The organism is Pseudaquabacterium terrae, assembly GCF_013266755.1.
Lineage (GTDB): Bacteria > Pseudomonadota > Gammaproteobacteria > Burkholderiales > Burkholderiaceae_C > Pseudaquabacterium > Pseudaquabacterium terrae.
In genome coordinates this window covers 134918-148937 of record NZ_JABRWJ010000010.1, presented here as the reverse complement: position 1 = coordinate 148937, position 14020 = coordinate 134918, and the positions used below count along the sequence as shown (strand labels likewise).

The 14020-nt window shown below is 71.3% G+C and carries 12 protein-coding genes; 10 read left to right on the top strand and 2 right to left on the bottom strand.

The window, feature by feature from the left end:
* Nucleotides 1–3663 carry an EAL domain-containing protein gene (locus tag HLB44_RS29250; protein ID WP_173131585.1) on the top strand — a complete coding sequence of 1221 codons (3663 nt, stop codon included), beginning with the start codon at nt 1–3 and terminating at the stop codon, nt 3661–3663.
* A gap of 73 nt (nt 3664–3736) precedes the next feature.
* Here HLB44_RS29250 and HLB44_RS29245 read toward each other — a convergent pair whose 3' ends face one another.
* A complete protein-coding gene (locus HLB44_RS29245; protein ID WP_173131582.1) occupies nt 3737–4633 on the bottom strand; it encodes a LysR substrate-binding domain-containing protein in 897 nt (298 codons plus the stop codon).
* A gap of 4 nt (nt 4634–4637) precedes the next feature.
* On the opposite strand from HLB44_RS29245, the gene HLB44_RS29240 reads away from it, so the two are divergent.
* The 3 genes from HLB44_RS29240 to HLB44_RS29230 all read left to right on the top strand — a co-directional run bounded on the left by HLB44_RS29240 (nt 4638) and on the right by HLB44_RS29230 (nt 6501).
* The gene (locus HLB44_RS29240; protein ID WP_173131579.1) at nt 4638–4787 is read left to right on the top strand and encodes a hypothetical protein; all 150 of its coding nucleotides are present in this window, start codon (nt 4638–4640) and stop codon (nt 4785–4787) included.
* A 68-nt stretch (nt 4788–4855) separates the two neighbouring features.
* Entirely contained in the window at nt 4856–5833 is a 978-nt protein-coding gene (locus HLB44_RS29235) for an MBL fold metallo-hydrolase (RefSeq protein WP_173131576.1), read from the top strand.
* A gap of 113 nt (nt 5834–5946) precedes the next feature.
* The gene (locus HLB44_RS29230; RefSeq protein ID WP_173131921.1) at nt 5947–6501 is read left to right on the top strand and encodes a hemerythrin domain-containing protein; all 555 of its coding nucleotides are present in this window, start codon (nt 5947–5949) and stop codon (nt 6499–6501) included.
* A gap of 34 nt (nt 6502–6535) precedes the next feature.
* Here the strand turns inward: HLB44_RS29230 and HLB44_RS29225 are convergent, their stop codons facing one another.
* Nucleotides 6536–6694 (bottom strand): hypothetical protein, encoded by a 159-nt coding sequence (locus HLB44_RS29225; RefSeq protein WP_173131573.1) that lies wholly within the window; start codon nt 6692–6694, stop codon nt 6536–6538.
* A gap of 164 nt (nt 6695–6858) precedes the next feature.
* On the opposite strand from HLB44_RS29225, the gene HLB44_RS29220 reads away from it, so the two are divergent.
* The 6 genes from HLB44_RS29220 (at nt 6859) to HLB44_RS29195 (ending at nt 13884) form a co-directional block, all read left to right on the top strand.
* Nucleotides 6859–7449 (top strand): 2-oxoacid:acceptor oxidoreductase family protein, encoded by a 591-nt coding sequence (locus HLB44_RS29220; RefSeq protein WP_173131570.1) that lies wholly within the window; start codon nt 6859–6861, stop codon nt 7447–7449.
* Complete coding sequence (gene porA / locus HLB44_RS29215) at nt 7442–8707, top strand: pyruvate ferredoxin oxidoreductase (protein WP_173131567.1); 1266 nt, start codon at nt 7442–7444, stop codon at nt 8705–8707. The genes HLB44_RS29220 and porA overlap by 8 nt, the downstream gene beginning before the upstream one ends.
* A 4-nt stretch (nt 8708–8711) precedes the next feature.
* Nucleotides 8712–9713: a thiamine pyrophosphate-dependent enzyme gene (locus tag HLB44_RS29210; protein ID WP_173131564.1), complete on the top strand. Its 1002-nt coding sequence runs from the start codon at nt 8712–8714 to the stop codon at nt 9711–9713.
* Nucleotides 9710–11341 (top strand): NAD(P)-binding protein, encoded by a 1632-nt coding sequence (locus tag HLB44_RS29205; protein ID WP_173131562.1) that lies wholly within the window; start codon nt 9710–9712, stop codon nt 11339–11341. Before HLB44_RS29210 ends, HLB44_RS29205 begins: the two co-directional genes overlap by 4 nt.
* A 114-nt stretch (nt 11342–11455) precedes the next feature.
* On the top strand, nt 11456–13246 hold the full coding sequence (locus HLB44_RS29200; RefSeq protein WP_173131559.1) for a PAS domain-containing sensor histidine kinase: 1791 nt from the start codon (nt 11456–11458) through the stop codon (nt 13244–13246).
* Nucleotides 13243–13884, top strand: a complete 642-nt coding sequence (locus HLB44_RS29195; RefSeq protein ID WP_173131557.1) for a response regulator — start codon at nt 13243–13245, stop codon at nt 13882–13884. Before HLB44_RS29200 ends, HLB44_RS29195 begins: the two co-directional genes overlap by 4 nt.
* Nucleotides 13885–14020: the final 136 nt, after the last annotated feature.

The window sequence follows — 14020 nt, the reverse complement described above, 5'->3', positions numbered from 1 at the left end:
ATGGCGAAGGTCCTGGTCGTCGACGACCATGCGCCGAATCGCGAACTGATCGTCGACCTGCTGCGGCATCGCGGGCACGAATCGGTCGAAGCCGCCGACGGCGTCGAGGCGCTCGACGCGGTGCGCGGCAGCCACCCCGACCTGGTGATCTGCGACGTGCTGATGCCCAACATGGACGGCTACGAGTTCGTGCGCCAGCTGCGCGCCGACAGCGCGATCGCCGCCACCGAGGTGGTGTTCTACACCGCCACCTTCCTCGAGCAGGAAGCGCGCAACCTGGCCCTGAGCTGCGGCGTCTCGCAGGTGCTGCTGAAGCCGTGCGAGGCGGAACACGCGCTGGCGGTGATCGATCGCGCGCTGGCCCACGCCGGGCCGCCCGCACCGGTGGCCGACGCCGCGGGCTTCGAGCGGCAGCACCGCCAGCTGCTGGCCGACAAGCTGGTGCAGAAGTCGGACCAACTGGCGCAGACGTCCGATCAGCTGACGCAGAAGGCCGACCAGCTCGAGCGCGCCAACCTGCGGCTGGCCGCGCTGACCGAGCTGAACCTGCAGCTGGCCTCCGAAAGCGACCCCGACGCCTTGCTCGAGAAGGTCTGCCGCGGGGCGCGCACGCTGATCGGCGCGCGCTACGCCGTGCTCGGCGTCAAGGACATGGCGCATGCCGTGCTGACCCGCGTCACCACGTCGGGCATGGCCGATTCGGAGGCCGCGCCGGTCAAGCAACTGCAGGTCGACGTCGGGCTGCCGCGCCGGGTGATGGAGGAGCGCGTGGCGCGGCGCATCTTCAACCCCGGCGGCGACCCGGCGGCGGCGGGGCTGTCGGGCGCCTACCCGCCGGTGCACTCGGCGCTGATCGTGCCGGTGGGCTCGCTGACGCGGGTGCACGGCTGGATCCTGCTGATCGACAAGCTCGGGGCCGACAGCTTCGACGCGGACGACGAGCGTCTGCTGGGCATCCATGCGGCGCAGGCCGGGCGCATCTACGAAAGCGGCAGTCTGTACCGCCAGCTGCAGGTCAACACCGACCGATTGCGAGCCGAGATAGCCGAACGACGTGCCGCGGCGGAGAAGCTGCACGAGAGCGAGCTGCGCTTCCGCCAGCTGGCCGAGAACATCCGCGAGGTGTTCTTCCTGACCGGCGCCGAGCCGTCGCAGCTGCTGTACGTCAGCCCGGCTTACGCGCAGGTGTGGGGCCGCAGCACCGCCAGCCTGCGCTGCGCGCCGCAGCACGATGTCGGCACCATCCACCCCGATGACCGCGCGCGCGTGCAGAGTCTGCAGCAGCAGGCCGATGCCGCTGCGCCGTTCGACTACGAGTACCGCATCGTGCGCCCGGATGGCGGCGTGCGCTGGATCGGCACCCGCGGCTTTCCGATCCGCGACGCCGCGGGCAAGGTCTACCGCATCGCCGGCATCGCCGAGGACATCACCGAGCGGGTGCGCCTGGCCGCCGAGCTGCAGGAGCGCGCCGCCGGCCTGGCACACGCGCAGGCGGTGGCGCACCTGGCACACGTGATCACCCGGCCGGACGGCTCGTTCGAGAGCTGGTCCGACTCGCTGCCGGTGCTGGCCGGGGTGACGCCGGTCGACCTGCCGCCCACCACGCGGGCCTGGCTGGCGCGGGTGCATCCCGACGACCAGGCGCTGTTCCGCGCCACGTGCATCCGGGCCGCGGCGCAGGGCGTGAAGGTCCAGGTCGACTATCGCCTTTGCCGCGACACCCGCTGGATCCACGTGCACCAGGAGATCGAGCCGCTGGGCGACCTCGATCGGCCCGGCCGCTGGTTCAGCACGCTGCAGGACGTGACCGGGCAGAAGCTGGTCGAGCAGCGGATCGCGCACCTGAACCGCGTGCACGCCGTGCTCAGCGGCATCAACGCGCTGATCGTGCGCGTGCGCAGCCGCGACGAGCTGTTCCGCGAGGCCTGCCGCATCGCAGTGGAGGTCGGCGAGTACAAGCTGGCCTGGATCGGCACCGTCGACGCGGCCACCGGGCAAGGGCGGATCGTGGCCTGGCACGGCGCCGACGACGATTTCGCGGTCACGGTGCGGCTGAGCGTGCACGCCGATGCGCCGACCCGGGACCGGCCGGCCAACCGCGCGATGCGGCTGATGCGGCCGGTGCTCTCCAACGACATCCCCGCTGATGCCACGCTGGACGCGCCCGTGCGCGACGCGCTGCTCGGCCTCGGCCTGCGCTCGCAGGCCTGCTTCCCGCTGCTCGTCGACGGCCGGTCGATCGGCGTGCTGACGCTGTGCTCGCAGGAGCTCGACACCTTCGACGACCAGGAGACCGCGCTGCTGGGCGAGCTGGCCGATGACATCGCCTTCGCCTTCGACCACCTGCACAAGGCCGAGCGACTCGACCACCTGGCCTACTACGACGCGCTCACCGGCCTGGCCAACGCCAGCCTGCTGAACCAGCACCTGGCGCAGGGCATCGCGGCGGCCGCCGCCGAAGGGCAGTTGCTGGCGCTGGCGCTGGTGGACCTGGAGCGGTTCAGGACCTTCAACCACTCGCTCGGCCGCCATGGCGGGGATGCGCTGCTCAAGCAGGTGGCGGCGCGGATGAGTGAAGGGCTCGATGCCCGCGCACGGCTGGCGCGCCTGGACGCCGATCACTTTGCACTGTTGCTGCACGACGTGCGCGATGCGGCACTCGTGGGCCGCCAGCTGGCCGAGCAGTACCGGCGCTGGTTCGAACCGCCGCAGGTCATCGCGGGCCACGAGTTGCGCGTCGCCGCCCGTGTCGGCATCGCGCTGTATCCCGGCGATGGCGAGGACGCGGAAACGCTGTTGCGCCATGCCGAGGCCGCGGTGCGCAAGGCCAAGCGCGGCGCCGAGCGGGTGGTGTTCTTCGACGCCCGGATGGCCGAGAGCGTGGCCGGCGAGCTGGCGCTCGAGGAGCAGTTGCGCCGCGCGCTGGAGCGCGGCGAGTTCGTGCTGCACTACCAGCCGAAGGTCGACCTCGAGACGCGCCGCCTTCTCGGTGTCGAGGCGCTGATCCGCTGGAACAGTCCGGAGCGCGGCCTGGTGGCGCCGGACCGCTTCATCCCCTTGCTGGAGCAGACCGGCCTGATCGTCGAGGTCGGGGCCTGGGTGCTGCGCCAGGCGGTGGCCGACCATGCCGCCTGGCGCGACATGCAGCTCGCCGCGCCGCGAATTGCCGTCAACGTCTCGGCCGTGCAGCTGCGCGAGCCGGATTTCCTGGCGCGCGTGGAGCGGGCCCTCGATGCGGGCGAGCACCCGCACGGCATCGACTTCGAGCTGACGGAAAGCGTCATCATGGAGGACGTGCAGGCCAACATCGGCAAGCTGCAGGCGCTGAACGAGCTGGGCATCGAGCTGGCGATCGACGATTTCGGCACCGGCTACTCGTCGCTGGCCTACCTGGCGCGGCTGCCGGCGCAGATCGTCAAGATCGACCGCGCGTTCGTCTCGACGATGCTCGACGACCCGAATCACATGTCGCTGATCTCGACCGTTATCTCGCTGGCGCATTCGCTGCGCATGAAGTCGGTGGCCGAGGGCGTCGAGACGCCCGAGCAGGCCAAGCTGCTGCGCCTGCTGCGCTGCGACCAGATGCAGGGCTTCCTGGTCTGCCGCCCGCTGCCGTTCGACGCGATGACCGATTTCATCCAGGCCGGTGCGCAAGGGCGCTGAAGGCTTGACGAGGTGGTGATCGACCCCGCGTCGTTCGCCTGTTCGCCGGCTTGCATGCCCCGCTGGCAAACGCTCAAGCGTGTCCGTCGAGTCCCGTGCGCAATGCCTCGGGAATGTCGGCGGCCAGGCGGTCGATGGCCACCCGCGTCTTCATCGGCAGGAACGGCGTGTGGGGCCAGATGGCGTGCACGTCGACGCGCTGTGCATGGCGCCCCTCCCAGACCCAGCGCAGCGCGCCCGCGCGCACATGGGCGGCAGCCAGCCAGCGCGGCAGGCGCGCCAGGCCGCGGCCGGCCAGTGCCGCGTCGGCGATCGCATCGAGATCGTCCATGCGCAGGCGGCGCTGCACGCGCAGCACCTGTTCCACGCCATCGGCGCCGCTCGCCAGCCACGGCGACTCAGGGCCGGTGCGCGCATAGACGATGCCGACGTGGCGCTCGAAGTCGTCTGCCGTCTTCGGTGTGCCGTGCCGCCGCAGGTATTTCGGCGCAGCGCACAGCACGAACTCGAAATGTCCCAGCGAGCGTGCCGCCAGCGTGCTGCTGTCGCGCAGCGGGCCCAGCCGCACGCCGAGGTCGAATCCCTCCTCGAGCAGATCGACGACACGGTCGCTGAACGAGATCTCCAGGTCGAGCCGCGGGTGCTCGACCAGCAGCCGCGCGAGGATCGGCGCGGCGAGGCGGCGGCCCAGGTGCAGCGGCACGCTGACGCGCAGCCGCCCCGTCAGCTGGCGATCCTTCGCATCGTTCCGGCGGGCGCCGTGCACGGCTACCGGTTCGGCGTGGGCGGCGGCCGCATGCTCGAGCTGAGCCTCGGCGCGGCCGACGCGGGCGGCGCGGCGCGCTTGTTCGGCAACGTCGCGCGCAACGTGCCTCCGGGTTCGCCCGCGCTGCCCAAGCTCGTGCAGGTGCTGGCGGACAACGAGGTCACGCTGGCGAGCGACCGAAGCGGCGCGCGACCTCGTCGCCAAGGACGTGCTCGAGCGCCTGGCCTCGTGGCTGCTGGACTCGATGAGCCGGACACCCGGCGGCACGCAGGTGATCATCGACATCCACGGCTACCGCATCGATGTGCTCGACACCGACAAGCTGCGCGCGCTGGCCAGCCGCGGGGTTGCAGCGTAGCCGGCGAGCTGCGCACGGCCTGTCGACAGGCCTAGACTTGGCCGAGGACCACCGTCGGGAGACCTCCCATGCTCCAGCTCGCCGAAGCCGACCACGTCGAGATCCTGGTGCTGGTCGACAACGTGACCGACAACCTCTCCTCCGTGCCCGACTACGTGGACAACGAGGTGCCGCGGCTGTGGAAGCGCGGACTGCGGTTGTGGTCGGGCCGGTGCATGTGTTGTGCGGCGCACGGGCTGTCGTGCGCGATCACGGCCACGCGCGGCGACACGGTCCGCACGCTGCTCTTCGACACCGGCCCCGACGACTGGGTGTTCGAGCGCAACGTCGAGCGGCTGGGCTTCGACATGGGCAGCGTGGAGGCGCTGGTGCTGTCGCACGGGCACTGGGACCATGCCGGCGCCATGCTGCGCGCGCTCGAAATGATCGCCCTGCGCAACGGCGGCTGTGCGATTCCCACCTACATGCATCCCGGCATGTACCGCACGCGCGCCATGAAGGCGCCAGACGGCTCCATGCGGCCCTTCGGCGACGTGCCGAGCGCCGCGCAGCTCGAGCAGGCAGGCGCGCGCGTGATCCACGCCACCGAGCCGCAGCTGCTGCTGGACGACCTGTTCTACCTGAGCGGCGAGATCCCGCGCGTCACGCCCTTCGAGACCGGGATGCCGGGGCAGATGCGACGCACCGAGGACGGCCAGGACTGGGAACCCGACCCCCTGCTGATCGACGAGCGCTTCGTGGCGATCAGCGTGAAGGACAAGGGCGTCATCGTTCTCACCGCCTGCTCGCACGCCGGCGTCGTCAACGTGATGACGCATGCGCGCGAATGCTTCGCGGGGCGGGCGCTGCATGGCGTGATCGGCGGCTTCCATCTGTCCGGCGGCAACGAGCGCGTCATCCCCGACACCGTGGCCGCGTTGCGTTCCTTCGAGCTGAAGACCATTGCCGCCGGGCACTGCACCGGCTGGCGCGCGGTGAACGCGCTGGCGGGTGCGTTCGGCGACGCTGTCGTTCCTACCGCGGTGGGCAAGCGGTACCGCTTCTAGCGGCTTCCGGCAGGTCTGCCCCTGGCCGCGGCGAGCTTGCGCCCGGTCAAGGCGCGTCCCGCGACGCTCGCCTACGCTGAAGCCACCAGCCGAGGAGACCCACCGTGACCGCCATGCCCGTATCCGCCACCCGGCCCGTCGTGTCCGACGACGGCTTCGACGTGCTCGACGCCTGCCACCGCCAGATGCTGTTCACGCTGGGCAAGCTGTCGGCGCTGATCACGCGGCTCGCCGGCATCGGCCCGGACGAGGAGGCGCAGGCCCTGGCGCGCGAAGTGTTCGACTTCTTCGACACCACCGTGCGCCGCCACCACGAGGACGAGGAGCGCCACGTCTTTCCGCCGCTGGTCGCCGCGGGCGACCCCGACACCGTGCAGGCGGTGCTGCGCCTGGCGCAGGATCACGACTGGCTGGAGGAGGACTGGATGGAGCTGCAGCCGCAGCTCGCGGCGATCGCCGCCGGCCAGGCCTGGTGCAATGTCGAGGTGCTGCGCGACGGCGCGGCGGTGTTCAGCGCGCTTCTGCACGACCACATCGCGCTCGAGGAATCGATGATCTATCCGCAGGCGCGCGAGCGTCTGCGTGAACGCGCTCGGTGCGACATGGGGCGCGAGATGGCCGCGCGCCGGCGCGCGGAACGCCAGCAGGGGCGGCGCACCGCGCCATGACCAGGAGCCCGGGCTTGGGGCTCGGGAGATCGGCTCAGCGCGCCGCCGATGTCAGGACCACCGGGCCGGCCGGCGCGCTCGGCGGCGCGTCGCCGGGCGCATCGGGCAGCGCGAGCGCCACGATCACCGCGGCGATCAGCATGCTGCCGATCACGCCCAGGCACTGGGTGCGCTCCAGGTCCTTGTCGCTCATGTCGCTGCTCCTCGGGGTGGGTGACGTGAGCGTGATCGTGCAGCGCTGGGCGGGCCGGCTGATTGATGCCCATCAACCCGCGCGATGCCGGGTTTGACGATCCGCAAGCCGGCGCCACCGCATTCGCCCGAGCATCGGCTCCCTCTACGCGACGCGGAGGCCGCATGTTCCAGGTACGCATTCACGGCCGCGGCGGCCAGGGCGTGGTCACCGCGGCAGAGATGCTGTCGGTCGCCGCGTTCGTCGGCGGCCGGCACGCGCAGGCCTTTCCGAGCTTCGGCTCCGAGCGCACCGGCGCGCCGGTGGTGGCCTTCTGCCGCATCGCCGACTCGCCGATCCGCTCGCGCGAGCCGATCGTCGCGCCCGACGCGCTGATCATCCAGGACCCGACGCTGCTGCACCAGGTCGATGTCTTCAGCGGCCTGCATCGCGGCGGCGCGATCCTGATCAACAGCGCGCGCAGCTTCGAGGCGCTGGGCCTCGGCGACTTCGCGGCCGGCTTTCCGGCCGAACGGCTGATGACGGTGCCGGCGACCGAGCTGGCACTCGAACACGTCGGCCGCCCGCTGCCGAATGCCGCGCTGCTCGGTGCCTTCGCGGCGCTCTGCGGCCTCATCCAACTGGCAGACGTGCAGGCGGCGATCGAAGCGCGCTTCAGCGGCGCGCTGGCCCGCGGCAACGTCGCCGCCGCCACCGCCGCCCACCAATGGGTCCGCCAGCAGCAGCGGCAGCCCGCGGAGGCCACCGATGCTTGAACAGTGCGAAGGCTCGTTTGCCGTGGCGCAGGCGGTGGCCGCCTGCCGCCCCGAGGTGATCTGCGCCTACCCGATCTCGCCGCAGACGCACATCGTCGAGGGCCTGGGCGCGCTGGTGAAGGACGGCACGCTCGAGCGCTGCGAGTTCATCAACGTCGAATCCGAGTTCGCCGCGATGAGCGTGGCCATCGGCGCCTCGGCGGCCGGCGCGCGCGCCTACACCGCCACCGCGAGCCAGGGGCTGCTGTTCATGGCCGAGGCCGTCTACAACGCCTCCGGCCTCGGGCTGCCGATCGTCATGACGGTGGCCAACCGCGCGATCGGCGCGCCGATCAACATCTGGAACGATCACAGCGACAGCATGGCGATGCGCGACGCCGGCTGGATCCAGCTCTTCGCCGAATCGAACCAGGACGCGGTCGACCTGCACATCCAGGCCTTCCGCATCGCCGAGGAGCTGTCGCTGCCGGTGATGGTGTGCATGGACGGCTTCATCCTGACGCATGCCGTCGAGCGCATCGACCTGCCAGATCAGGCCACCGTGGACGCGTTCCTGCCGCGTTATGAACCACGCCAGCTGCTCGACCCGGCCGAGCCGGTGAGCATCGGCGCGATGGTCGGGCCGGAGGCCTTCACCGAGGTGCGCTACCTGGCGCATGCCAAGCAGCTGCAGGCACTCGACCTGATCCCGCAGGTGGCCGATGACTTCCGCTGCCGCTTCGGCCGCGGGGTCGACGGCGTGTCGGGCGGGCTGATCAGCCGCTACCGCAGCGACGACGCCGAGACCATGGTGATCGCGCTCGGCTCGGTGCTCGGCACCATCAAGGACACGATCGATGCGCTGCGCGACGAAGGCCACCGCATCGGCGCCGTCGGCATCACCTCGTTCCGCCCGTTCCCGATCGCCGCGCTGCAGGCGGCGCTCGGCCGCGCGCGGCGCATCGTGGTGGTCGAGAAGTGCTTCGCGGTCGGCATCGGCGGCATCGTCGAGCGCGACGTGCGCATGGCGCTGCGCGAGCATCCGCTGCCGGTGCTGGCGGTGGTGGCCGGCCTGGGCGGGCGCGCCATCACGCAGGCCTCGCTGCGGCGGTTGCTGCTCGATGCGCTGGCCGATCGGCTGGGGCCGCTGACCTTCCTCGACCTCGACCACCCGCTCGTCGAGCGCGTGCTGGCGCGCGAACGCGCCACGCGCCGCTCCGGCCCGATCGCCGAGGGCGTGCTGCGCGACATCGGCACCGTCGCCTCGCGCATCGGATAAAACCATGGACGCGATCAAGTTCTACCAGACCGGCACCTTCACGGTCGGCAACCGCCTGCTCGCGCCGCAGCAGCGCACGGTCCAGGCATCGGAACAGCGCAGCAATGCGCTGAACTCCGGCCACCGCGCCTGCCAGGGCTGTGGCGAGGCGCTGGGCGCGCGCTACGCCATCGACGCCGCGATGCGCGCCACCGGCGGCCGCCTGATCGCCGCCAACGCCACCGGCTGCCTCGAGGTGTTCTCGACGCCCTACCCCGAGACCTCGTGGCAGATCCCGTGGATCCACTCGCTGTTCGGCAACGTCGCGGCGGTGGGCACCGGCATCGCCGCGGCGCTGCGCGTGCAGGGGCGCGACGACGTGCGCGTGGTCGCGCAGGGTGGCGACGGCGGCACCACCGACATCGGTTTCGGCTGCCTGTCGGGCCTATTCGAGCGCAACGACGACGTGCTCTACATCTGTTATGACAACGAGGCCTACATGAACACCGGCGTGCAGCGCTCGTCGGCCACGCCGGCTGCCGCGCGCACCGCGACCACGCCGGCCATCGGCGCGCGGCCGGGCAACGTGTTCGGCCAGGGCAAGTACCTGCCGGGCATCGCGATGGCGCACGAGATCCCCTATGTCGCGACCGCCACGGTCGCCGAGCTGCACGACCTGGAACGCAAGGTGCGCACCGCGATGGCGATCCGCGGCGCGCGCTACCTGCACGTGCTGGTGCCCTGCCCGCTCGGCTGGGGCGCGGCCTCGCACGACACCATCCGCCTCGCGCGGCTGGCCCACGAGAGCGGGCTGTTCCCGGTGTTCGAGGCCATCGGCGGCGAGCTGACCGGCAGCTCGAAGATCCGGCGCCAGGTGCCGGTGCAGGACTACCTGAAGCCGCAGAAGCGCTTCGCCCACCTGTTCGGCGATGCGCCCGACACCGAGACGCTCGAGCGGCTGCAGGCGCTGGCCGATCGCAACATCCGGCGCTATCGGCAAGTGGACGCGGCAGGAGCCACGGCATGAGCAGGCACAAACCCTTCGCCATCACGCTGGACGTCGGCTCCTCGCTGGCCAATCACACCGGCTCGTGGCGCACCGAGCGGCCGGTGTATGTGCACCGCATGCCGCCGTGCAACCAGGAATGCCCCGCCGGCGAGGACATCCAGGGCTGGCTCTACGAGGCCGAAGCCGGCCGCTACGAAGCCGCCTGGCGCCAGCTGGTGCGCGACAACCCGTTCCCGGCGGTCATGGGCCGCGTCTGTTATCACAGCTGCGAGAGCCGCTGCAACCGCGGCCGGCTCGACGCGCCGGTGGGCATCAACGCGGTCGAGCGTTTTCTCGGCGACGAGGCGATCCGCCGCGGCTGGGCCTTCGATGCGCCGCCCGCGCCCAGCGGCCGGCGCGTGCTGATCGTCGGTGCCGGGCCGTCGGGGCTCTCGGCGGCCTACCACCTGGCGCGGCTCGGCCACGCGGTGACGATCCACGAGGCCGGCCCGCGCGCCGGCGGCATGATGCGCTTCGGCATTCCGAAGTACCGCCTGCCGCGCGACGTGCTCGATGCCGAGGTGCAGCGCATCGTCGCGCTCGGCGTGCGCATCGAGCTCGGCCGCAAGGTCGAGCACATCATCGACACGATGCGCGAGGGCGGCTTCGATGCCGCCTTCCTCGCCGTCGGTGCGCACATCGCCAAGCGCGCGTTCATCCCGGCCGGCGATTCGGCGCGCGTGCTCGATGCGGTGGCCGTGCTGCGTTCGATGGAGGGCGAAGCACCGCCGCTGCTCGGCCGGCGCGTCGTCGTCTACGGCGGCGGCAATACCGCGATCGATGTCGCGCGCACCGCGCGCCGCCTCGGCGCGACTGAAGCCGTGATCGTCTACCGCCGCACGCGCGAGAAGATGCCGGCGCACGACTTCGAGATCGAAGAGGCGCTCGAGGAAGGCGTGACGATCAAGTGGCTGTCGACGATCCGCGAGGCCGGCGACCACGACATCACCGTCGAGCGCATGGTGCTCGATGCCAGCGGCTTCCCGCAGCCGACCGGCGAGCTCGAGACGCTGCCGGCCGATGCGCTGGTGCTGGCGCTCGGCCAGGACGTCGACCTGTCGCTGCTGCATGGCGTGCCCGGCCTTCGCATCGAGGACGGCGTGGTGCAGGTCGATCAACGCATGATGACCGGCCACGCCGGCATCTTCGCCGGCGGCGACATGGTGCCCGCCGAGCGCAACGTCACCGTCGCCATCGGTCACGGCAAGAAGGCGGCGCGCCACATCGACGACTGGCTGCGCTACATCGAATTCAAGCCCGCGCCGAAGCCGCCGCCGGCTGGCTTCGAGACGCTGAACACCTGGTACTACAGCGACGCACCGAAGACCGTGCGCCCGCAGCTCGACCTGATCCGCCGCCAGTCGAGCTTCGACGAGGTGCAGGGCGGGCTCGACGAAGGCAATGCGCTGTTCGAGGCGCGCCGCTGCCTGTCGTGCGGCAACTGCTTCGAGTGCGACAACTGCTATGGCGTCTGCCCCGACAACGCGGTGATCAAGCTCGGCCCCGGCAAGGGCTTCGAATTCAAGCTCGACTACTGCAAGGGCTGCGGCCTGTGCGTTGCCGAATGCCCGTGCGGGGCGATCGAGATGGTGCCGGAGCTGCGATGAGCGGCACGCACACTGCAACACAGGACACCGTGCGGCGCGCTCCCGCTTGATCGCCGTCAAGCGGCTGCTCGCGGCAGCGCCTACGCTCCTTGCACCCTGACAAGAGCGTTGCCGATGCCAGCCATCCTGACTGCGAACCTGCCCTACCCGCTCCTGTTCGAGTCCAACCCGCAGCCGATGTGGATCGTCGACAGCGCCAACCTGCGCTTCATCGCCGTCAACGCGGCCGCGATCGCGCACTACGGATTCAGCCGCGCCGAATTCCTGGCGATGACGATCGCCGACATCCGGCCGCCCGAGGAACGGCCGCGGCTGGCAGGAGTGCTGGCCGATCTGGCGCGCGACACCGCACAGGCCCGGCACGAGATCGGGGTGTGGACCCATCGTTGCAAGGACGGCCGTTCGATCGAGGTCGAGATCTCGTCGACCGGCCTGGTGCTCGACGGCCGTGCGGCGCGCCTGGTGCTGGCGCACGACGTGACCCAACGGCGCGCGCTCGAACGCGAGAACCAGGCCGCGCGCGCCCACTTGCAGGACGTGCTGACGCGGGTGGACGACGGTTTCCTCGCGCTCGATGCCGAGCAGCGCTGCACCTACGTCAACCCGCGCGCGGCACGGCTGCTGGGCCGCGACAACGCGGACGGGCTGCTCGGCCGCCATCCGTGGTCGGACTCTCCGCAGCTCGCCGGCTCGCCGTTCCAGCACGCCTGTGCGCAGGCGGCCGCGACGCAGCAGGCCGGCGTCGTCGAAGTCTGCCCCGGGGCGGACGCGCGCTGGTTCGAAGCCCGGCTCTATCCCTCGCCGGACGGCCTGTCGATCTACCTCACCGACATCAGCGCGCGCAAGCAGGTGGAGACGCAGCTGCGCGAGTCCGAGGCCTACGGCCGCAGCCTGTTCGAGCAGCTCAGCGATGCCGTGCTGCTGATCGACCGCCAGCATCGCATCCTCGATGCCAACCCGCAGGCGCTGGTGATGCTGGGCTACGCGCGCACGGAGCTGCTCGCACTCGTCGCGGACGACCTGGTGCCGCCGGCGCAGCGGGGGCGCGTGGCCGAAGAAGTGCAGGCGGTCCTGGGCGGCAGCCGGCACCTGGCCGAATGGCAGATCGTGCGCAAGGACGGCAGCTGCTTTGCGGCCGAGGCCAATGCGCGCGCGCTCGACGATCGCCGCCTGCTGGCGGTGGTGCGCGACATCACGACGCGGCATGCGTCCGAGCAAGCGCTGTTGGCATTCCAGTTCGAGCTGTCCGAGCTGACGCAACGCCTGCTGAACCAGGAGAAGACCACCACGCAGCGGGTCGCGCAGGTCTTGCATGACCATCTCGGCCAGACGCTGGCGGTGGCGCGCCTGAACCTCGACGCCTGCATCGCGACGCATGCGGCCTCGATGCCCGCACCGCTGAGGCAGCAGAGCACCCGGATCGCCGCACTGCTCGAGCAGGCCGTGAGCGAAGTGCGCCAGGTGCTGACCGACCTGCGCCCGCCGCTGCTCGAGGAGCAGGGGCTGGCCGCAGCGCTCGACAACGAGATCCGCGTGCGCACCATCGCCGATGGCAGCGCGGACCTGCTGCTGGAGACGTCCGACGAGCTTGCCGCGTGCCGTTGGCCCGACGATGTCGAGTACGGCGCGTTCATGGTGGCGCGCGAGGCGATCGCCAACGCCCAGCAGCATGCCGGCGCGTCGCTGATCCGCGTGGTGCTCGGTGGCGACGCGGATTCTCTCAGGCTCGATGTCATCGACGACGGCGGCGGCATCCCGGCGCCACTGATGCGCGGCCGCCCCGGCCACCTGGGCATCGTCGGGATGCGCGAGCGCTCGATCGCGATCGGCGCGCGCTTCGGTGTCGACGCCGAGCCCGACGGCGGCACCCGCGTGTCGCTGTGCTGGGAGGGCCGTCGTCCATGACCGACGTCTACCTCGTCGACGACCACGCGATGATGCGTGACGGGCTGCGCTCGGTGCTGGCCGCGGCGGGCCACCGGGTCACCGGGGAATCGGCCGACCCGACGCAGGCGCTGGCCGATCTGCAGCGGCTGGCGCCGGCCGTGCTGCTGCTCGACCTGCACCTGGGCCTGCGCTCCGGATTCGAGCTGCTCACCGAGCTGCAACGCCGCAGGCTCGATGCCCGCACGATCGTCCTGACGATGTCCGCGCAGCCGCGCCATGTCGCGGAGGCGCTGCGCCTCGGCGCCGCGGGCTATGTCCTGAAAGGCGCGTCCGCGGCCGAGCTGCTGAGCGCCATCGACACGGTGCTGCAGGGCCGCCGCCACCTGGGCAGCGACGTTGCCGAGCTCGCCGTGCAGGGGCTGACCGAGCGCGACGGCGATGCCGCGCTCGCCAGCCTGTCGGCCCGCGAGCGGCAGATCGTCGCGCTGGTCGTGCGCGGCCAGTCGAGCCCCGAGATCGGCCGGCTGCTGCACCTGTCGCCGAAGACGGTCGACTCCTACCGCAGCCGCTTGATGGCCAAGCTGGGCGTTGCCGACCTGCCCGCGCTGGTGCGGTTCGCGATCCGGGCCGGCCTGATCGATGCCGACGACGACTGAAGGCGCGCAGCGCCTGCACGACCGCCTGCCAGCGCCGATCCAGGATCCCCCGCAGACGCGGGCCCCGCCGCCGCCTAGATTGACGGCTACCGGGAAGGTTCTTCGCGTCCGCCGGACGCACCTCCCGGCCTCAGGG